18 protein-coding genes are annotated in these 18,868 nt (G+C 44.0%); 10 read left to right on the top strand and 8 right to left on the bottom strand.

Annotated features, from left to right (window positions below; all coding sequences use genetic code 11):
* Positions 1-128 precede the first annotated feature (128 nt).
* Complete coding sequence (gene rsuA, locus L1D31_RS10715) at positions 129-830, bottom strand: 16S rRNA pseudouridine(516) synthase RsuA (RefSeq protein ID WP_239837120.1); 702 nt, start codon at positions 828-830, stop codon at positions 129-131.
* Between the two features lie 73 nt (positions 831-903).
* Between rsuA and L1D31_RS10720 the strand changes: the two genes are divergently transcribed.
* The 6 genes from L1D31_RS10720 (at position 904) to L1D31_RS10745 (ending at position 6,988) form a co-directional block, all read left to right on the top strand.
* Entirely contained in the window at positions 904-2,643 is a 1,740-nt protein-coding gene (locus tag L1D31_RS10720; protein ID WP_239837121.1) for a DEAD/DEAH box helicase, read from the top strand.
* Between the two features lie 81 nt (positions 2,644-2,724).
* Positions 2,725-3,117, top strand: coding sequence for a PepSY domain-containing protein (locus L1D31_RS10725; protein WP_239837122.1), 393 nt, complete (start codon positions 2,725-2,727; stop codon positions 3,115-3,117).
* 12 nt (positions 3,118-3,129) lie between these two features.
* Positions 3,130-3,789, top strand: coding sequence for a response regulator transcription factor (locus L1D31_RS10730; RefSeq protein ID WP_239837123.1), 660 nt, complete (start codon positions 3,130-3,132; stop codon positions 3,787-3,789).
* Positions 3,779-5,122 carry an ATP-binding protein gene (locus L1D31_RS10735; protein WP_239837124.1) on the top strand — a complete coding sequence of 448 codons (1,344 nt, stop codon included), beginning with the start codon at positions 3,779-3,781 and terminating at the stop codon, positions 5,120-5,122. The genes L1D31_RS10730 and L1D31_RS10735 overlap by 11 nt, the downstream gene beginning before the upstream one ends.
* Before the next feature lie 219 nt (positions 5,123-5,341).
* Positions 5,342-6,085, top strand: coding sequence for a DUF481 domain-containing protein (locus L1D31_RS10740; protein ID WP_239837125.1), 744 nt, complete (start codon positions 5,342-5,344; stop codon positions 6,083-6,085).
* Positions 6,086-6,184: 99 nt separating this feature from the next.
* Positions 6,185-6,988, top strand: a complete 804-nt coding sequence (locus tag L1D31_RS10745) for an N-acetylmuramoyl-L-alanine amidase-like domain-containing protein (RefSeq protein WP_239837126.1) — start codon at positions 6,185-6,187, stop codon at positions 6,986-6,988.
* A 52-nt stretch (positions 6,989-7,040) separates the two neighbouring features.
* Here the strand turns inward: L1D31_RS10745 and L1D31_RS10750 are convergent, their stop codons facing one another.
* The 7 genes from L1D31_RS10750 to L1D31_RS10780 all read right to left on the bottom strand — a co-directional run bounded on the left by L1D31_RS10750 (position 7,041) and on the right by L1D31_RS10780 (position 14,701).
* Positions 7,041-7,493, bottom strand: a complete 453-nt coding sequence (locus L1D31_RS10750) for a hypothetical protein (protein ID WP_239837127.1) — start codon at positions 7,491-7,493, stop codon at positions 7,041-7,043.
* Positions 7,486-8,178 (bottom strand): winged helix-turn-helix domain-containing protein, encoded by a 693-nt coding sequence (locus tag L1D31_RS10755; protein WP_239837128.1) that lies wholly within the window; start codon positions 8,176-8,178, stop codon positions 7,486-7,488. The genes L1D31_RS10750 and L1D31_RS10755 overlap by 8 nt, the downstream gene beginning before the upstream one ends.
* Before the next feature lie 3 nt (positions 8,179-8,181).
* Complete coding sequence (locus L1D31_RS10760; RefSeq protein WP_239837129.1) at positions 8,182-11,253, bottom strand: efflux RND transporter permease subunit; 3,072 nt, start codon at positions 11,251-11,253, stop codon at positions 8,182-8,184.
* Positions 11,240-12,481 carry an efflux RND transporter periplasmic adaptor subunit gene (locus tag L1D31_RS10765; RefSeq protein ID WP_239837130.1) on the bottom strand — a complete coding sequence of 414 codons (1,242 nt, stop codon included), beginning with the start codon at positions 12,479-12,481 and terminating at the stop codon, positions 11,240-11,242. Before L1D31_RS10765 ends, L1D31_RS10760 begins: the two co-directional genes overlap by 14 nt.
* 190 nt (positions 12,482-12,671) lie before the next feature.
* A complete protein-coding gene (locus tag L1D31_RS10770; RefSeq protein ID WP_239837131.1) occupies positions 12,672-13,121 on the bottom strand; it encodes a hypothetical protein in 450 nt (149 codons plus the stop codon).
* Positions 13,114-13,773, bottom strand: a complete 660-nt coding sequence (locus L1D31_RS10775) for a winged helix-turn-helix domain-containing protein (RefSeq protein ID WP_239837132.1) — start codon at positions 13,771-13,773, stop codon at positions 13,114-13,116. The genes L1D31_RS10770 and L1D31_RS10775 overlap by 8 nt, the downstream gene beginning before the upstream one ends.
* A 199-nt stretch (positions 13,774-13,972) precedes the next feature.
* Positions 13,973-14,701 (bottom strand): glycosyltransferase, encoded by a 729-nt coding sequence (locus L1D31_RS10780; RefSeq protein WP_239837133.1) that lies wholly within the window; start codon positions 14,699-14,701, stop codon positions 13,973-13,975.
* A gap of 340 nt (positions 14,702-15,041) precedes the next feature.
* Between L1D31_RS10780 and rplY the strand changes: the two genes are divergently transcribed.
* From rplY to trpS, 4 genes are all read left to right on the top strand, one after another.
* The gene (rplY, locus tag L1D31_RS10785; RefSeq protein ID WP_239837134.1) at positions 15,042-15,320 is read left to right on the top strand and encodes a 50S ribosomal protein L25; all 279 of its coding nucleotides are present in this window, start codon (positions 15,042-15,044) and stop codon (positions 15,318-15,320) included.
* Positions 15,321-15,724: 404 nt separating this feature from the next.
* On the top strand, positions 15,725-16,126 hold the full coding sequence (gene umuD, locus L1D31_RS10790) for a translesion error-prone DNA polymerase V autoproteolytic subunit (protein ID WP_239837135.1): 402 nt from the start codon (positions 15,725-15,727) through the stop codon (positions 16,124-16,126).
* A gap of 1 nt (position 16,127) precedes the next feature.
* A complete protein-coding gene (locus L1D31_RS10795) occupies positions 16,128-17,387 on the top strand; it encodes a Y-family DNA polymerase (RefSeq protein ID WP_239837136.1) in 1,260 nt (419 codons plus the stop codon).
* 419 nt (positions 17,388-17,806) lie between these two features.
* On the top strand, positions 17,807-18,829 hold the full coding sequence (gene trpS, locus L1D31_RS10800) for a tryptophan--tRNA ligase (RefSeq protein WP_239837137.1): 1,023 nt from the start codon (positions 17,807-17,809) through the stop codon (positions 18,827-18,829).
* The last annotated feature ends 39 nt before the right edge of the window (positions 18,830-18,868 follow it).

Raw genomic sequence — 18,868 nt, forward strand, 5'->3', positions numbered from 1 at the left:
CTTCCGTGCTGCAACCAAACAGAAAAGAGAGACTCGCATCCACGAGTCTTGTAGCCGATCTATACTGAGCGATATCTCTATAAAAGACTAGTTCCTAGTTGGAACTAAACTATTTCCAACTTAGATGATTAGTTCCAGACTGATTCAATTTCTTCTTGCGTCAAGTAGCGATACTCACCAGGTTCCAACTCGTCATCCAGAATGATATTGCCGATACGTTCACGGTGTAGGTGCTCTACTTTATTACCCAACGCCGCAAACATGCGTTTTACCTGATGGTATTTCCCTTCCGTTATGGTCAGCAGTACTTCTTTTTCTTCTTCATCAACGATTTCCAGTTTCGCTGGCAAAGTGGCCGCCTTTTCATTGCGAAGTTCAATACCCTGCTCAAACTGTGCCACATAATCAGCCCCAATCGGGTCAACCAGCCAAACGCGATAAGTTTTTTCACATTTGTGTTTCGGCGAAGTAATACGGTGTGACCACTGACCATCATCGGTGATCAACACTAGACCTGTTGTATCTACATCTAAGCGCCCTGCAAAATGAAGATCTTCCATCTTCACTTCGTCGAGTAACATAAAGGCTGTTTGATTAAATCCATCTTCATGCGAACAGACAAAACCATCGGGTTTGAACAACATGATGTAACGAGGACCCGGTTTCTGAATCTCACGTCCTTGCCATTCGACAATACAGTCATCCGTCACTTTCACCGCACCACTTTTCTGTACGATATCGTTGACGGTGACGTCACCACTTTTAATGATTTTTGTTGCTTCTTTACGTGTCGCACCCAGTGCATCACACAAGTATTTATCTAAACGCATGAATACCTCATCTTAATCAGGTGAGGTATTATAGAGCCACTAGACTAAATAGTTGAGCTATTTCACACAATTTATGTATACACTCCGCCCATACCAAGCCGACTCGGTGAAAGCCGTTATCCACTATTTCCGCAAGCACTCCAGCCCCGCCGTCCTTGTGCTACCAACAGGAGCAGGAAAAAGTCTGGTTATTGCTGAGCTCGCCAGACTGGCTAAGGGACGAGTGTTGGTCATGGCGCACGTCAAAGAGCTGGTTGAGCAAAACCACACTAAATACGAAGGGTACGATCTCAAAGGTTCAATCTACTCTGCGGGTTTAGGCCGTAAAGAAACTGACCAACAAGTGGTTTTTGCATCAGTGCAGTCTGTGGTCAGAAATCTCGATGACTTCAAAAACCAATTCTCGCTACTTGTGATTGACGAGTGCCACCGCGTTCCGGATAACAAAAACACCAGCTACCAGAAAGTGATTTCTCACCTGCGTGAGCTGAATCCGGGCATCAAAGTGCTCGGTTTAACCGCCACGCCTTACCGACTTGGCATGGGTTGGATTTACCAATATCATACACGCGGCCTAGTCAGAACAGAAGAACCTAGGTTCTTTCGAGACTGCATTTTCGAGCTGCCTATTCGTTATTTGCTTGATGAAAAGTTCCTCACCCCTGCTCGCATGATGGACGCTCCCGTGCTGAGCTATGACTTCTCACAGCTTAAACCCGCAACCACAGGTCGCTACAAAGAAGCGGAGCTGGACATGGTGATCGACAAAGCCAAACGGGCGACGCCTCAAATTGTCGAGCAAATCATTCACCTCGCTAAAGACAAACAAGGCATCATGGTTTTCGCGGCAACGGTCCGGCATGCTCAAGAAATCTACGGTTTGCTTCCTGAGGGCCAAACTGCTCTTGTGATTGGCGACACCCCAACACCTGAGCGCGACACCATCATCCAAGATTTTAAAGATCGTAAAATTAAGTACTTGGTTAATGTATCCGTGTTAACGACAGGATTTGATGCCCCTCATGTCGACCTGATAGCCATTCTTCGCCCAACCGAATCAATCAGCTTATATCAGCAGATTGTTGGACGAGGGCTACGTCTTTCTCCGGGCAAAGAAGAGTGTCTGGTATTGGATTATGCAGGCAACAGCTACGATCTCTATCAGCCTGAAGTGGGTGATGCCAAACCTGACTCCGACAGCGAAATCATTACCATCCCCTGCCCGGCTTGTGGCTTTAACAACAATTTCTGGGGAAAACTGGATAACAATGGCTTCTTAGTTGAACATTATGGCCGAAAATGTCAGGGCTTTTTCGAAGACGAAGAGACAGGTGAACGAGAGCACTGTAACTATCGTTTCCGCGCTAAATACTGCGGGGAATGCGGTGCTGACAATGATATCGCTGCGCGAATTTGTCACGAATGCGATGCCACCTTAGTGGACCCAGACAAAAAGCTTAAAGAGGCGTTAAATTTAAAAGACGCCTTGGTATTCGAGTGCCTGTCGATGGATTTGAGTGTTCACAAAGATGACAAAGGCAAAAGTAGCCTCAAGGTCTCTTATGTGGGGGAAAACCAAGCTCAGGTGCACGAATTCTGGTCTTTAACGACCAAGAAACAGAAGCAGACATTCAAAAATATGTTTGTTCGCCCTCACCTAGCGGACAAACATCGTCCTTTTGATGAGACTTCTCCGGCCAAAGTGGTCAATAATCAACATCGTTTCCGCCCACCCCAGTTTGTGATCGCGCGTAAAGCTGGCCGGTTTTGGAAAATGCGCGATAAAATCTTTGAGGATGAGCTGACCAACTAAGCGGCTCCGTCAATATTATTCACTTTGTATTCAGAAAAGATTTATTATACTCAGCCATAGAATTTCCGAGAAGGTAACACTATGTATCATAAGCAGTTAGTCTGCGCCCTTGCCGTCACATTTTGTGTTGTGCTTGCTTATCCCTCCTATGCGGACAAGCACCATGATGGGCACGCTCTCGTGCAAGATGTCCATAAAGCCGGGACAGAAATTGAATTCGAAGAAGATCAAGATGAAGTTTATGACGCTGTTCGTAAAGGTTATATTCGTCCCTTTTCCGATCTTTATGCTGCAGTAGAACAAGACCTTCGCGGACGCATTATCAAAGTCGAACTTGAAGAAGATGATGACATCTGGATTTACGAACTAAAGTTAAATTACAACAACAACATCATCAAAGTTGAGTACAACGCGAAAACGCTTGAGATGATGCTCATCAAAGGTCGCAATTTCAAACAAGCTCTTAAGAATTAGAAGAAGAACGTCATGAAAATACTTGTAGTGGAAGATGAACCTCGCCTTGGGGAACAAATCATAGAAGCCCTTGAACAGAACGGTTGGGTACCTGAACTGTCAACAGATGGCATTGACGCACTCTACCGTGCAACCTCCGAGGAATGGGATGCGATTGTACTTGACCTTGGCCTACCAAAGATTGATGGTTTGACCGTTCTAAAAGGCATTCGAGATGAGAACATCAACACGCCCGTCATTATTCTGAGCGCGCGTGATACCCTAACTCAACGCGTTGAAGGCCTTAATGCAGGTGCAGACGATTACCAGACCAAACCGTTCGAAATGGTTGAACTGATCGCTCGCATTCGCGCCCAGCTTCGCCGAGCCTCGGGTAATGCCTCACCGGTTATGCAAGTCGGCAACCTTAGCTTAGATACACGCTCATCTAAAGTCATGTGGCAAGGCCAAGCCGTTGACCTAACCGCACTCGAATACAAAGTTGTTGCTTACTTTATGCATAACCCTGAGAAGGTTATTTCTCGTACCGAGTTGGTAGAGCACATCTATAAACAAGACTTTGACCGCGATTCAAATACCATCGAGGTGTTTATTGGCCGCATTCGCAAAAAAATAGCCCCTAAAGTCATCAAAACGGTACGAGGACTGGGGTATCAGCTTAATGCCGAATAAAAAAACGCATTTACTCAAACGGCTCAGTCTAAAGAGCCGTCTAGTGCTGGCCGCTGTTGTCTGGCTAACAGCCATGATCATCGCGGCAGGTGTTACAGTACCTTCTCAAGTTTACGTCTACATGGAAGGTGACGCTAAAATTCAGCTTGCTACTTACATGGATGAGATCGCGGCTACGATTGAGGCGGATGAGGAAGGCAATGTAACCATCACCACTCCTCTCTCTGATCCAAGGTTCAACCGCCCATACAGTGGACTTTACTGGTCCGCCAAAACAGATAAAGACTTACTGCGCTCTCGCTCCCTATGGGATAAAGTGCTAACCCCAAAAGGCAAACATGATTTGCTGGGTGCTCGAGGTGAAAAGCTCATCTACATTGAGTCCACACTGTACTACCCAGATTATGATGGCCCAATTGAAGTCACTATCGGTATTGATGAACAACCGATAGAAGACACGGTACGCAGTCTGATGGGCCAACTTTGGGTTATACTCGCCCTACTTTATCTTGGCATCCTGACCCTTATCATTATTCAAGTGCAGTGGTCTCTGAGCCCACTCACCAAGATGCACAAAGAGCTCTCTCAACTGCGTTCAGGTAAAAAGACCCAGCTTGAAGAAGATTATCCACGTGAAGTAGCTCCTGTCGTTTCGGACTTAAATGCCTTGGTTTTCCACTATCAAGAGTTGTTAGAGCGAGCTCGTCACCATGCGGGGAATTTATCCCATGCACTGAAGACTCCCCTTTCTGTCCTTAAAAATGAAGTCGCCAACAAAGACGAACACACAAAGCAACATCTTCAACCTTCGCTCGATCAAATTCAAAACCAGATTGACTATCACTTAGGCCGAGCTCGAATGGCGGGCTCTAAGAACATTTTATCGGTTAAATCCTACCCTTCTAGACGTGTGGATGCGATCTCAATGGCTTTCGACAAAGTCTATGCAGAGCGTGATATTACTTTGATCAACGAACTGGACTCAGAGTTAGTTACCGCCGTAGATCAAACCGACTTGGATGAAATGATAGGTAATATTTTGGAAAATGCTTACAAGTGGTCTAACAGTATCATTCGCGTTCACTCCGCTCAAAATCACCACAATGCAGAAACCATCGACATCATTGTTGAAGATGATGGTAAAGGCATCCCTGATGAAAAACTCGAACAAGTCACCAAACGCGGAGTTCGTCTAGATGAAACGACTCCAGGTACAGGATTAGGCTTAAACATTGTCAGTGAAATGGCCCACAGTTATCGCGGTAAATTGACACTAGATCGAAGTTCCATGGGAGGGCTGAAAGCCATATTATCGCTAAAAATTACCCACTAAAACGACTAAAAACTCAAGAGCAGGCTCCTGCTCTTTTTCATATCTGAACCGATTTCAGCCGCCACATCTTTATGCCCGTTCGCTTGGAACGCCGCCTTTCATTTACATCATTTGAGAACAACAGCACTGAGACAAATCATTATTCATGATGATTCAGTTAACATTTTCAGGTGGGGCAAACACAATGAGCAAATATTGTTCAAGAACTGTTTTATTCTCATGAAAACAAAGTTAATCATTGCTCTTGCTGCCGCTCTAAGTACGAGTACAGTTCATGCGGAGGTTGAAGAGACACTTCCTAAAGACCCTTTTACAGCTCAAACAAAACTGGGCTTTATCTACACTGAAAACACCAGTTCTTCCCTGTCATACAATACTGCGTTGAATTTAAAATACAGTGAGAACCAATGGGAACATAAAGGTGGATTTGAAAGTTACTATACAGACGCTGACAACGACGATGATGGTGCTAATCGCTATACGATCAACGCTGGCTCAACCTACGATTATACCAAGGCTAGCTTCTTAAAAGCTGCCACACGATTTGAGAATGACCTATACGGTACATATCGCAAGCAATGGGTTTTAATGAGTGGTCTCGGTTTCTATTTACATAACACAGAAACAGCCAAGCTGTCTGTATCACTCGGTCCGGGTTATCGAATATCTGAACGTCAGCCAAACGACAGTGAATTCCCTTCTTTACGCAACTACGAAGTGATCGCAACTTCGAATATTGATGGCTCAGTATCGTTTTCAGAAACCTTTTCTGTGGGAGCCGCCGTTGACGTCGCGCACGGTGAAGAAAATACCCATTACAACACCAAAGCGTATATGAAGAATATTCTCATGGGCAGTTTGGCGTTGGTTTTCGATGTGGAATATATCTACAACACCACAGTGGCAGACGATCAATCTAACGATGAAATCTACTCAACCATGAGCCTCAGTTACGATTTTTAAGGTTATTTCATTTATTAATTAGATTAACACTCCGTTAGGTTTGAGTTATGAAACAACATCAAAACAGATAAAAGCAAGAGGCTAGACAAGGATGATCGAATGAATAAAGCCCTATTGGTATTAACTATTACCGGCATAACTATAGCTGGTGGCAGTCTTGTCACCAGCTACCTACGCGTAACTCAAGATAAACGCATAGACGAACAGGACGTGCTAACCGCGATTCAGAATGACAATCAACTCACAACACCTGAGCGTATCGTTCAGACTTCGGAGCTGTTTATCGGAGTCGACTATGAAACCAACACTCTCACTTCCATCAACTCAGAGAAGGAGGAGTTGGTTAAAAACTTTAATCATGTCGATTGTTTTACCCTACTTGATTACGTGACTTCCCTCGCCTTCTCGGACTCCTTCAACCAGTTCGACCAAAACCTTAAGCTGGCACGTTATCTCTACGGCAACGTTGATTTCATTACACGTCGCCATTTCTTTTCTGACTGGTTAGACGACAGTGCATTTCATGTCCAGGATGTCACCCGTCAGCTAGATGCGAGAGCCGTTACGACGGTCAAGCAAATCAACCAAAAGACCCCAGAGGGTGAACGTTGGATCCCTTCTGTACCCATAAAGTACAAAGATATCAGTTTTATTCCGCGTGAATTTGTCGATGACGCTTTGATTAGAGAACTAAAAAGTGGCGACCTGATCGGCATTTATAGTCATAAGCGAGGATTAGACGTATCCCATACCGGCATTTTCATAGAAAATGGAGACACTCCGCTTTTGAGACATGCTTCATCTAAGGAAGGGAAAGTCGTTGATAGTCCGATGCTGGAATATTTAGGCAATAAACCAGGTATTATTGTTTATCGATTCTCTCCAGATACAGCCTCAAGCTAAAAAAAAAAACGGCAACGAAAGGTTGCCGTTTTGTGCCCATTAAAGCCCGTGATTAATAAGTCATATGCAAAACGACTTTGTGCCCCACCAGAGCAGCACTATTTTCACCCAACTTAGCCACTTTCATATGGCCGTCAAAAGAACCAGGCCTGACAAACAATTGTTCAACCATGCCTTGACGTAAAGGTTCAATATCCAACGGTTCATGCTCTTCTACAGCAAAGAACACACCATCACTATCAAGTTCATAACGACCCGAACCTGTGTAACCCACGCGGCTTTTCGGTAAAACCGCGTACACATCGTAACGGCTGTTCTCTTTTAAGGTAAGCTCAAGACGTAATGGCAACGTGGCAGAGAAATTCTCATCTGGATCACTTGAAGTCACATGTGCCACCGTGTGGCTTATCATATGACGATTCAGTTGGTTATCGTCACTGTAAGACACCGCCGCTCCGACAACCGCACCAGCGATAAGAGGAATGATGGTCAATAACTTATTCACAACTCACAACTCCACTCTCTGCACTGAAACTCAAAGATCGACCTTTGCTATCCACTAACAAGGTGAGTTCATCAAAATCATATAGCGTCGCGTTCTGGTAGCTCACTTTCGCTCCGTTGTTTTCGGGTGTGAACCAGCAAGAAGCAAACTCTTGCTGTTCGAAAGACGTGTACGCTAATGGCGAATGCGAGTGTTCGACGATCAAGTAACTCGATACAGCACCAAAAGCAAACAAACCGACGGCCATTAATTGGGTACGGTACTGCGCGATTCGACTGCCTAACGTCTCTTTAGCTGGCGCCAAAGAAGCGGGTACCTCGACAACCTCAGGGGCTGCGGCCTCAGCAGGTTCTGGATTAGACTCCGGTTGATACTTTTCGACACGACCAACAAACTCATAACCTGTTCCACGAACCGTGCGGATGATTTCACCCGCACGATCTTCCAAGGCTCGTCGGCAGTTTGAGATACAGTGCAGCAGGCTACTGCTCTCAACCACAATACCTCGCTTCAACCAAACCTCATGCATCAGTTCATGCTTGGTTAACGTTTCTCCGACATGATCAATCATGTAAGTCAACAACGCAATTTCATTGATTCCAATTGGATGGCGGACATTGCTTCCCTGACTATGGATATACCCCTGTTCAATATCAAGAATATGACTTTCATTAATGATTAACACGTCTTAGCCCTCCACAAGCTGCTTACGCGCCAAGCTTTTTTCGCGTATTTTAGCAACAGCGACATAAGCCATAGGCACAAAGAACAAGGAGAAGAAAGTACCAATTGTCAAACCACCCACCAGAACAAGGCCAATATTCACTCGACCTAATGAACCGGGGCCTTCAGCTAAGGCAAGAGGCAGAGAGCCAATGATCATCGTCAGAGACGTCATCAAGATAGGACGAAGACGAGAACGCGCACTCATCAATGCCGCCTCCATAACTTCCATCCCTTCTTTACGCTTAAGGTTGGCAAACTCTACCATCAAAATACCGTGTTTGGTTACTAAGCCTACCAAAGTCAGCAAACCAATCTTGGAGTATAGGTTCAAGCTCTGCCCAAATACACTGAGCGTTAATATCGCACCAACCAGACATAGAGGAACGGTGATCAGAATAACCAGTGGGTCAACGAAGCTTTCGAACTGTGCAGCAAGGATCAGGAAGATAAAGATCAATGCCAGACCAAATAGCATCTGCATACCCGCAGAGGACTCATTAAGCTCTTTAATGACACCGTCATATTCATAGCTCTGCCCCGCTTTTAGCAACTCTGGCAACTGAGCATCAATGAAGGCTTGAACATCATCCGCGCTGTAACCAGGGACTAAGTCCGCCGTAATTTCCGCTGCATCCTTGCCACCATATGTTTTGATGTTCGATTCTGCAGTTACTGGTTTGATTGAGACAAACTGAGACAATGGCAACCTCTGACCCGATTCAGAGCTCACATAAAGCTTATCTAAGACTTTAAAGTCCCCCAGCGCTTTACGGTTAACCTGAACCTGAATTGGGTAAGTAAAACCATCATCGGCTTGTAAATCCGCGGCTTTCACTGAACCTAAGAAAGTTGAAATCGCATTAGTAACGTTAGCGTAGTCAACACCGGATAATACAATCGCATTACGGTCAATTGACAAATCGAACCTTAACTGGTCACGATGCGTTGAGTTATCAACGTTCGATAGGCCTTCATAGTCTTCAAGCAGCTTCACCACTTTTTCTGCAGTATTAGACAGTTCATCCAGATCACGGTTGACTGTTGTGATCTGCAGAATCAGATTGTCCGCAACATCAAGGTTATCTGCAGAACGTACTGAAAAAGAGGTCGTGTAAGCGGAGATGATTTCACTCGCTCTAGCACTCATCTCTGCAATGACTTCATCTGCACTCTTATCGCGCTCTTCCCAAGGCTTCAACAATACATGGTTAGTTGGAGCGGTTTCGATATAAGCAAGATTGGCTTCAATCGCATCATTTCCTCCAAAGACTTCATTGATTTGACCAGCATTTTCAAGGTCATATAGACGACCAGCGCCAGCAGGTCCATGAGAGGATACTTCTATAAAGCCAGTATCCTCTGTTGGCAGAAGGACTTTAGGCATGAACCAGACCGCGACAATGGACAAAGCAATCAAAGCAGCCGTACCTGACATCACCATACGTGGACGTTTAAACCAAGCATTCAAATAAGCCATATACTTATCTGTCATTGCATTGAGCTTAACTTCAACCCACTGGAACCACTTTGGTGACACCGTAACAGAGCGTAACATGTACGCACTCATCATCGGAGATAAGGTTAAAGCGACAAATCCTGAAATAATGACGGCTGCTGCCAGCGTAAAGGCAAACTGTCTAAATAAATCCGCTGTCAAACCAGACATTAAGCCAATTGGAAGGTAAACCACTGCCAATGTTAAAGTCATCGCAATAACGGGGAAAACGATCTCTTTACAGCTTTTAAGCGCCGCTTGGAAAGGAGGCAGCCCTTCTTCAATATGACGATAACAGTTTTCAACCACAACGATAGCATCATCGACCACCAAGCCGATGGCGAGAATAATGGCAAGAATGGTCAGTACATTAATGCTAAACCCTAGTAAAGCCATCACTGCAAATACGCCAATGACACAAACTGGAATAGTGATCAGAGGGATCGCTGCGACGCGTAACGAGCCTAAAAACAGCACCACTATCGCAGATACAAGGACAATTGCTTCGACCAAAGTCATAAACCCTTGGTCGATAGCCTCTTCGATGAAGTCCGCTTGGTTGTAAACCATCTTCATCTCAATGCCTTCTGGCATTTCCATCCTTGCCATTGCATCTTTTACGCGATTCGCTACTGTCACTGGGTTTTCAGTCTTCAAAGGAAGAACCTGCAGAGACATAGCCACATCGCCGTCAACGTGCAGCATACTAGGCTCTAAACTCTCTTCTCCCATCTGAATATCAGCCACATCGTTAACGCGAATGATGTTACCATTATCGACACGAATCACTAAGTCACGAACATCTTCGATAGACGTGACCTGATTGACAGGGTTGATTGAGAAATCACGAACTTCGCCTTTAATCGTGCCAGCAGTAAATGTGGCATTATAAGTACTCAATGTCCCAACCACATCTGACGCACTAACATTCAACGCCGCCATACGCTCAGGCTGCAGCCAGACGCGAATTGCTCGATTAGAGCCACCATATGGACCCCATACACCACCCACGCCAAGTACGTTCTTAAATTGAGGCGCAAGCTGTTGGCTGATGTAATCAAACATTTCTTGTTTGTCCATCGAGCTACTGCGATTGACAAAGGTAATGATATTACTTGGCATCGATGTCTCAGAAGAGTCATCGGTAACCGTTGGCTTGTCAGTCATCGCTGGAGGGAAATCAGAAATACCATCCACTTTGCTTCGCAAGTTATTCATCAAACTTGCGTACTCAACATCACTGATCCCATCTTCAAATTGAATTTTGAGAGAACAGCTGCCCTCTTGGCAATCTGTGGTCATGGTTTTAATCTTATCCAGACCAGTGACAGCAGTGATTAATTCTTCTGCCACATTTTGCGACATAAACTCAGCACTTGCTCCCGTAATCGAAGCACTTACTGACGCAGAAGCAGTTTGACGTTCAGGAAAATATTGAATAGCCAGTTTCTGATAAGAAACAATACCCAATAAAACGATCGCTATACTTAAAACAGATGCAAATACTGGGTGTTTAATACATATCTCAGGAAGCTTCATCCGTCACCTCTTCAGTTTTGGTATCCGTTGGTTCCACGACCGCTTGTGATTCTTCTGTATTAACTTCAGCGGCCTCTGTTTCTGGAGTTTCAGAACTTACCGGCGTCTCATTTTCCGCTACTGTTTTTTCTTCCTCGACCTGTTTTTCAGGTTGGGCTGGTAGAGTCCGAGAAGGCAGTGTGAGCTGTGACTTGGTCTGCTTAACCGCCACGCGAGAGCCTGAAGTTAGGTTTTGACGCCCCGTAACAACCACTGTTTCGCCTAGATTCAAGCCAGACTCGATCACAACATAGCCATTGTTGGTATTTTCACCGAGTGTGATAGGACGCTTGATGGCCTTCTCATTTTCAACAACCCAAACAAAGCGCTCATCACCGTCTGTCTCAATTGCCGTTTGAGAAACGACCACTTCTGCATGTTCCTCACTAACGGTCTGGGAGACCTTAGCAAACATGCCAGGGACCAACGCATTGTCAGGGTTGTCCAGATGCGCGTGAATTTCGACTCGACCCGAGCTTTCGTCTACAAGTGGTGCGATGTAATTAACGGTACCAGTGAAAGTCTGGTCTTGGTAAGCATCCACGGTTAATGACACTGTTTGACCTAACTTAGCTTTACCAACTTCTGATTGGCTGATCGAGTAATGCACTTCAACTGGATCAAGTTTAATAAGGCTAACCAGTGCTGTTGCTGCTTCTACACGGCTACCGACAGAATGGGTAAAGTTCGTTAACTGGCCATCAAAGGGCGCAATCAACTGATAATTTTGCATATCGGTTTTCTTTTGGCGAAAATCAGCACGCGCTAGGTTGGCCTCCTGCTTTAATTCTTCAACATCCTGCGCAGACATGGAGTCAGGCTGCTTCTTTAAGAGGGCCAAAACACGATTCAATTTAGACTCGGCGAGTGCCAACGAGCTCTCTGCTTTATCCAGTTCAGCTTTTGCTTGGTCATCATCAAGCTGAGCAATCAACTCACCTTCCTTAACAACATCACCATCACTGAAGTTCAATGCTTTCAGCTTTTCACCTGCACTGAAAGTCAGCGCGGCTGAGTCTGTAGCTTTAATTTTCCCGACTTCATTAATTGAAGCCGTACTGGATTGTTCAGCAACAATCTCTACGGTCACCGGAGTGGCTGGAGCTTGCTCTTCTGCTGTCACGTTCACGGCAAACACGGAGCTAGCAGTACATAAAACAGACAGTGGCAACGCCTTGTAATTTTTCATGATTTGTCTCTAATTGATGAAACTTGCCGCTTGTTATACCTAAGATTTTTCTTGCTAAGTTAGGGCTTTGTCAGGTGAATGATATTTAATCATGAACCATTATAAAAAAACCTCAAAGTCATGTTTTAAAAGAAAAAATAGCATAAAAAAAGCCAGCATTAAGATGCTGGCTTTGCACTGTTTTTGTACATTATTTTTCAGCGGTTACAAACAGGTAAGAATACCTCGGTGCCACCAAGATCGTTTGCTCTTTACCAATCCGGATCACTTTTAGCTCTTCCATTGAATGCATTCCTCGTTGACTAAACATCGTTTCCATTAAGTTCAGTGTTTTTCCTTCAGGGATCACTCGTTCTGCAGAAGTGGGCATCAGCGATAAACCATAAGAGTTAAAATCGTACTGACCCGTCGTATTAAATCCAATCATGTTATCTGTTAGGAAGTACAACTCGTATTGGCCAGAGCGCTTTAAATTCAGTGAGGCACGCATCTTAACAAGCTCACTCCCTTCTCGATCAGGCACCACAATTTGCGTATGACTATCAAAGTTCTGATTCATTGTAGGTGAATTGTCGTATGCCGCCAGTCCACCAATGAGTAGGCCTGCTATCACGCTGAAAAGGGTTATTTTCTTATTCACACACCACCTCCACTTCTTCCGGAAGGTAGCTGACCGACGTCCCATCCTGATCCACCAGTATCACCTGATTTCCTGTTTGAAAGGCACGTACGTTAGCTAAAGTAATCGGCTCATCCGTCTGTACGGTGCACCCTAAGTAACGCGTTTCTATATACTCAGCCTCCACCCAAGGTGAGCGAATAGCTGAGATAAGAAGATAACCCACCAGAGCACTCAAACTAAACACCACTAAATAACGTGCATTCTGCTTCCTCAATACTGATGACGCTGCATCCGCCTCTCCAGAAACGTTCAATGATGTAGATTGAGCTGACTCATCACTGTTTTCCTCAGGCTCATAATCTCTGACATCACCATTAAATTGATAACCAACACCACGTATGGTGCTGATAATTTCACTATTTCTGTCTTGAAGCGCTTTTCGGCAGCTTGACACACAATGAAGCAAGCTACTTTCTTCGACAATAACCCCTTTCTTGTGCCAGACCTGTTCCAGAAGTTCTGACTTAGATAAAGGCTTATGAGGGTGTTCGATCATGTATTGAAGCAACGCAACTTCATTACCGCCAAGCATAGTTTTTTGTCCGGATTCAGCATCTTCCACTGAGCCAGCAAGCAAGTTGAGAATATGATTATTATTAATTATCAGCATCGTAATAGACTGAATATAGGCAATTTATATACCTTAACCATATCTTAAAAATTATAAAAAAGGAAAACTCAGCTGATTGAAGCTGAGTTTTATTAGAGATTATGCTAGCGAGATTCCAGTCTAATCGCTAATCGCGTAGAGAGGTACTCCACCTCCCCCTTCATTACGCGCCACTTTAAACGTGGCTATACCCTGAGTCTTACTGCTCTTTATAATGGCCGAACTTGTTTTCCATCTCTTTATTACGCATTTCACCGAAAAAGAATCGGCGCACATTGGCTTTGAAGTAAGTCATGCCCACTTTGAAAATACCCTCTTGTTCTAAGCGGTGAGGATCAAAGCCGAACGTCAGATTCAAGAAGCGAAAGCGCCATGTTTTGCTAGCACGCTTCACGTAATCACAGCCTTCACACAAAACGATTTGCTCATCAAAACCATTCAACTGCTCGTGAACACGTTTGGTCGAGAAAATACACGCCCCGACCGCTGTGGGAAAAATATACTGTGTCGTAAACAGACCTAAGTTAAACAAACCATAACCTAGCTTGTGTACCACAGGCAGATCTTTGGCGCCCATATACACACCCGCAACCTCAAGCTGCTTTTCTTCTAACTGGCTGACGACGTTAGCTAAAAAGTTTGGCGCTAGTCGCACATCGGCATCGAGAAATAACAAACGCTCATGCTTTGCCATAGATACGCCCGTATTACGCCCTAAACTCTCACCACGTGTATCCATCTTATGCACGGTCAATGCAGGTAAAGAAGCCTCATACGCACTCGCCACTTCTCTAGTTGCATCTTCGCTGTCTGAGTCAACAAGAATCACTTCAAAACCACGGTGTGTCTGTTTACTCAAATCTTCCATTAGGCGGCCAATTCTCTTCTCTTCATTCAACGCGATAACCACAATACTTACTGAACTCATAAAAACTCCTCAGTCGATCTCTCATTTACGATATGAACAATACTGTGGTGAGGCTTAATCACGCGTGAGAAAGATATTCAGATTCGGTTCATTTGAATACTTGTTTGGAGATGACAATATGGCTATCTTGCATTTGGTTCAATCGACAGTAAGCGACTGAAAATATTTACTCAAAAGATACCTTGTTAAGCGGGTTTTCTATTGCGAGAAAAACCAGAGAGTGATAGTATCCGCGCTCGCTTGAAGAGTTACTACCAATTACTCGAAAGCGCTTACCACATTCACGCGAGGTCGCATCGCAGAATGTGACGTTATTTTTTCATATTTGAGAGTAAATACTATGAAATTTGAAGCAGTAGTACGTACTGAACTAGGTAAAGGTGCGAGCCGCCGCCTACGTCACGCTGGTCAATTCCCTGCTATCGTTTACGGTGGTGAGGCTGCACCAGTATCTATCGTTCTTAACCACGACGACGTTGTTAACCAAATGGACAAGCCTGAGTTCTACGAAGGTATCGTTCTAGTGATCGATGGCGCTGAAGTAAAAGTTAAGCCACAAGACGTTCAACGTCACGCTTTCAAGCCAAAAGTTGAGCACATGGACTTCATCCGCATTTAATTCCCTACCAAGGAATTAAATAGGATTACATCCAGCCTTTTGCATAAAGAATATCGGCCTTACCAACCGAGACTTCTAAAAATTCGAAACCCCGATGCTACCAACATCGGGGTTTCACCGTTTTAGTGCCCCAAAAACAATATTTACTCATAATCATAATTCTATGATTACTTTTGTTTTGTGTGGATGTTGGTGCACTACGATTAAAAAACACCTCGCAGCTCTCTTGCCACCTGTCACGGTTCACGATCGCAACGCATCTGACATTTTCATTAGCTGTGTATTGTTAGGTAATCCGCACCTGTCTTTTTGGCCAACCGACTCCCTTTCCTACACTTTCGGCTTGAACTGTACCTCTCTTTGGCTCAAACTAAGCACTGTGTATTTAAACAGTACTTAGTTGTATGCATGTAATCCCAATCTACGCAAGCGCAGGTGTATCAGGTTTTGAGTCACCTGCCGCTGAATACGCTCAACTTGGTTGTGACCTGAATGAATTCCTTATAGATCACCCAAGCTCAACTTTTATCGGTCAAGCTAAAGGCGATTCGATGCAAGGGGTTGGTATTTTTGATAATGATATTCTGATTGTAGACCGCTACCCTACCGCTCAACATCTAGACATAATCGTTGCAAACATAAATGGTGAGTTTGTATGCAAGCAATTCGACTTAACCAAGCGATTACTACTTTCTGCCAATCCAAAGTATCGACCTGTTCCGATTATGGAATATGACACATTTTCGATAGAAGGCGTCGTTATACGCTCCATTCGCTGCTTTAGGCCTTGTTACTTGTTGGACTAATATGTTTGCTCTCGTTGACTCTAATAGCTTCTATTGCTCTGCAGAGCAAGTGTTTCGGCCAGAATGGAGAGGAAAACCTGTCGTTGTTCTATCAAACAATGATGGTGTGATTGTGGCGGCAAACCGACAAGCAAAAATAGCAGGTATTCCTAAATTTACGCCCTATTTCAAAGTTAAAAACCTTTGTGAGCAAAAAGGGGTCATTGTTTGCTCATCTAATTATGAGCTTTACGCTGATTTATCATCAAAGATGATGGACGTAATAGGACGCTTTGCACCTCAACAGTATGTTTACTCAATCGATGAGTCGTTCCTTTCATTTGAGCGTGTTTACCCTGCAATTCCTGACTTAAAAGAGCATGGCTTAAAACTGCGTAAAGCTGTTTGGAAAGAGTGCCGTTTACCTGTTTGCGTTGGTATTGCACCTACCCTCACCCTTTCAAAAATCGCGAACCACTGCGCTAAAAACATTCGTGATCATCAGGGAGTGTGCATATTAGGAAATCAGCAAGATATAGACAAGGCTCTGTCTTTGTTCGAAGTTTCTGACGTCTGGGGTATTGGCAGGCGCTTAACTACTCACTTTAAACACTTAGGCATTACTACTGCCCTGCAGTTAAAGAATTACCCTGTTGGTCTTGCTCGTAAAAATTTTAACGTTGAAGTCGAACGAACAGTGAGAGAATTAAATGGTGAAAGCTGTAAAGTATGGGATAACGTCCAGCAAGATAAAAAACAGATTTACTCAACTCGCTCTGTGGGTGAACGAATCAAGACACTTGATGAATTGACTCAGGCACTAAGCCAACATGCAAACATCGCTTCCCGTAAAGCACGTAACCAAAAGTCACTTTGTAAAGTGGTGCTTTGTTTCGCTGCAAGTAGCTCTTATGATGAAAAAACATTTTCATATAGAGCTATACACCGCTTCGCTTACCCGACTTCTGACGTGAACCAGATAACTAAAGCTTGTGTTACCATGGCTAAAGAAATCTATAAGCCTGGTGTGCCTTACTATAAAATTGGGGTGGGTTTGCTTGATTTGGTTGATGGTAGATATGCTCAACCTGACCTTTTCAACCCTGAACCAAATAACGATAAGCTTATGTCTGTGTTTGATAACATCAATGACCGATACGGAAGAGATACTGTTTTTCTTGGCGCTCAGGGAATACAGAAAAAATGGGCTATGCGTAGAGATTTGCTCACTAGACAATACACAACGAACTGGCAACACATACCTATCATTGCGTGTAAGTAATACTCTATATGTTGTAGAACGTCTATCCTACAAGATAGCCATGACTTAACTCACGCATTCACTTACATCATGTTGTCCAGAAATGAGCCTATACGTGACGAGCTCAAGCCACATTATGTATATCAGAACGCTCAAAGTACGTATATGCCCTTACAACTTAAAGGGGAACTTTTCGTTACGCGTCACCCCTTGCTGACATGAACTTTCTATTGAAAATGGGGTTCAACGATTTGTTTTTATGGATGTTTATTGGTAACTTGTTCGAATGAACAATATTTCTGCACTCACTTCATCTTTCTTCTGGTGGCGCTCTAACTAGAGCGGCACTGAATTCTTACATTCTTTAGCTGCTGGAAGGTAGCTAAGTATGTCACTTCTTTTATCTCCAGTAGCAACCTATTTAACTAGGAGATAAAATCATGCTGAAAAAGCAATCAACTGAAATACGAGAAGTTATCTTAACCGGAGATAGAGCGACCGGCCCATTGCACCTCGGACATTATGTCGGGTCTTTAAAACAGCGTGTCGACCTACAGAACACTCATGAGCAAACCATTCTTGTTGCGGATATACAAGGCCTTACTGATAACGCTCATAACCCGAAAAAGGTATCTTCGAATATCCTAAATGTGGTTGCGGATTACTTAGCAGTCGGCATAGACCCATCTAAAACGACCATTTGTCTACAGTCACAACTACCAGCTCTTGCCGAATTAACTATGTATTACAGTAATCTCGTTACTATCAGCCGGCTAGAGCGAAACCCAACGGTCAAAAGTGAAATTCAAAACAAAGGATTTGAACGTTCTATTCCAGCAGGTTTTCTTACCTACCCTATATCTCAAGCTGCTGATATCACGGCTTTTAATGCCTCTCTAGTTCCCGTTGGCGATGACCAGATACCCATGCTAGAACAAACCAATGAGATAGTGAGGAAAATAAACTCATTAGCTGGAAAAGATGTCTTAAATGAATGCCGTCCTTTACTCAGTAACGTTCCCCGTTTACCTAGTACAGATGGTAAAAATAAGATGTCTAAGACGATGGGCAATACCATTAATCTCGGTGCCAGTGAAAAAGAAATCTCTGTAGCGGTCAAATCCATGTATACCGACTCCAATCACCTGAGAATAGAAGAGCCAGGGTCCATCGAAGGCAATGTCGTGTTTACCTACCTTGATGCTTTCCATCCAGATAAGGATTATATCAGCCAACTCAAAGAACATTATCAACGCGGCGGGCTGGGTGACGGCACAACAAAAAAAATACTAGAAGAATGCTTACAAGAGCTACTTAAGCCCATCAGAGAAAGAAGACAGATGTTTCTTAATGATCGCGCCCAATTAATTGATGTTTTGAGGAAAGGAAGCCAAACATCTAGAGAGAAAACAGAGACCGTTCTTTTTGATATTAAAGGGAGCTTTGGACTAAATATTTTCTGAACTGATGTATTAATTCAGACCTGATCTGACAGTTACTCC

This window comes from Vibrio sp. Isolate23 (assembly GCF_022398095.1).
GTDB classification, from domain to species: domain Bacteria; phylum Pseudomonadota; class Gammaproteobacteria; order Enterobacterales; family Vibrionaceae; genus Vibrio; species Vibrio coralliilyticus_A.

Bases quoted from the DNA above. Each gene is read 5' to 3' on its own strand.
- rsuA (WP_239837120.1), bottom strand. From the start codon at position 830: ATGCGTTTAGATAAATACTTGTGTGATGCACTGGGTGCGACACGTAAA.
- L1D31_RS10720 (WP_239837121.1), top strand. From the start codon at position 904: ATGTATACACTCCGCCCATACCAAGCCGACTCGGTGAAAGCCGTTATC.
- L1D31_RS10725 (WP_239837122.1), top strand. From the start codon at position 2,725: ATGTATCATAAGCAGTTAGTCTGCGCCCTTGCCGTCACATTTTGTGTT.
- L1D31_RS10730 (WP_239837123.1), top strand. From the start codon at position 3,130: ATGAAAATACTTGTAGTGGAAGATGAACCTCGCCTTGGGGAACAAATC.
- L1D31_RS10735 (WP_239837124.1), top strand. From the start codon at position 3,779: ATGCCGAATAAAAAAACGCATTTACTCAAACGGCTCAGTCTAAAGAGC.
- L1D31_RS10740 (WP_239837125.1), top strand. From the start codon at position 5,342: ATGAAAACAAAGTTAATCATTGCTCTTGCTGCCGCTCTAAGTACGAGT.
- L1D31_RS10745 (WP_239837126.1), top strand. From the start codon at position 6,185: ATGAATAAAGCCCTATTGGTATTAACTATTACCGGCATAACTATAGCT.
- L1D31_RS10760 (WP_239837129.1), bottom strand. From the start codon at position 11,253: ATGAAGCTTCCTGAGATATGTATTAAACACCCAGTATTTGCATCTGTT.
- L1D31_RS10765 (WP_239837130.1), bottom strand. From the start codon at position 12,481: ATGAAAAATTACAAGGCGTTGCCACTGTCTGTTTTATGTACTGCTAGC.
- L1D31_RS10775 (WP_239837132.1), bottom strand. From the start codon at position 13,773: ATGCTGATAATTAATAATAATCATATTCTCAACTTGCTTGCTGGCTCA.
- L1D31_RS10780 (WP_239837133.1), bottom strand. From the start codon at position 14,701: ATGAGTTCAGTAAGTATTGTGGTTATCGCGTTGAATGAAGAGAAGAGA.
- rplY (WP_239837134.1), top strand. From the start codon at position 15,042: ATGAAATTTGAAGCAGTAGTACGTACTGAACTAGGTAAAGGTGCGAGC.
- umuD (WP_239837135.1), top strand. From the start codon at position 15,725: ATGCATGTAATCCCAATCTACGCAAGCGCAGGTGTATCAGGTTTTGAG.
- L1D31_RS10795 (WP_239837136.1), top strand. From the start codon at position 16,128: ATGTTTGCTCTCGTTGACTCTAATAGCTTCTATTGCTCTGCAGAGCAA.
- trpS (WP_239837137.1), top strand. From the start codon at position 17,807: ATGCTGAAAAAGCAATCAACTGAAATACGAGAAGTTATCTTAACCGGA.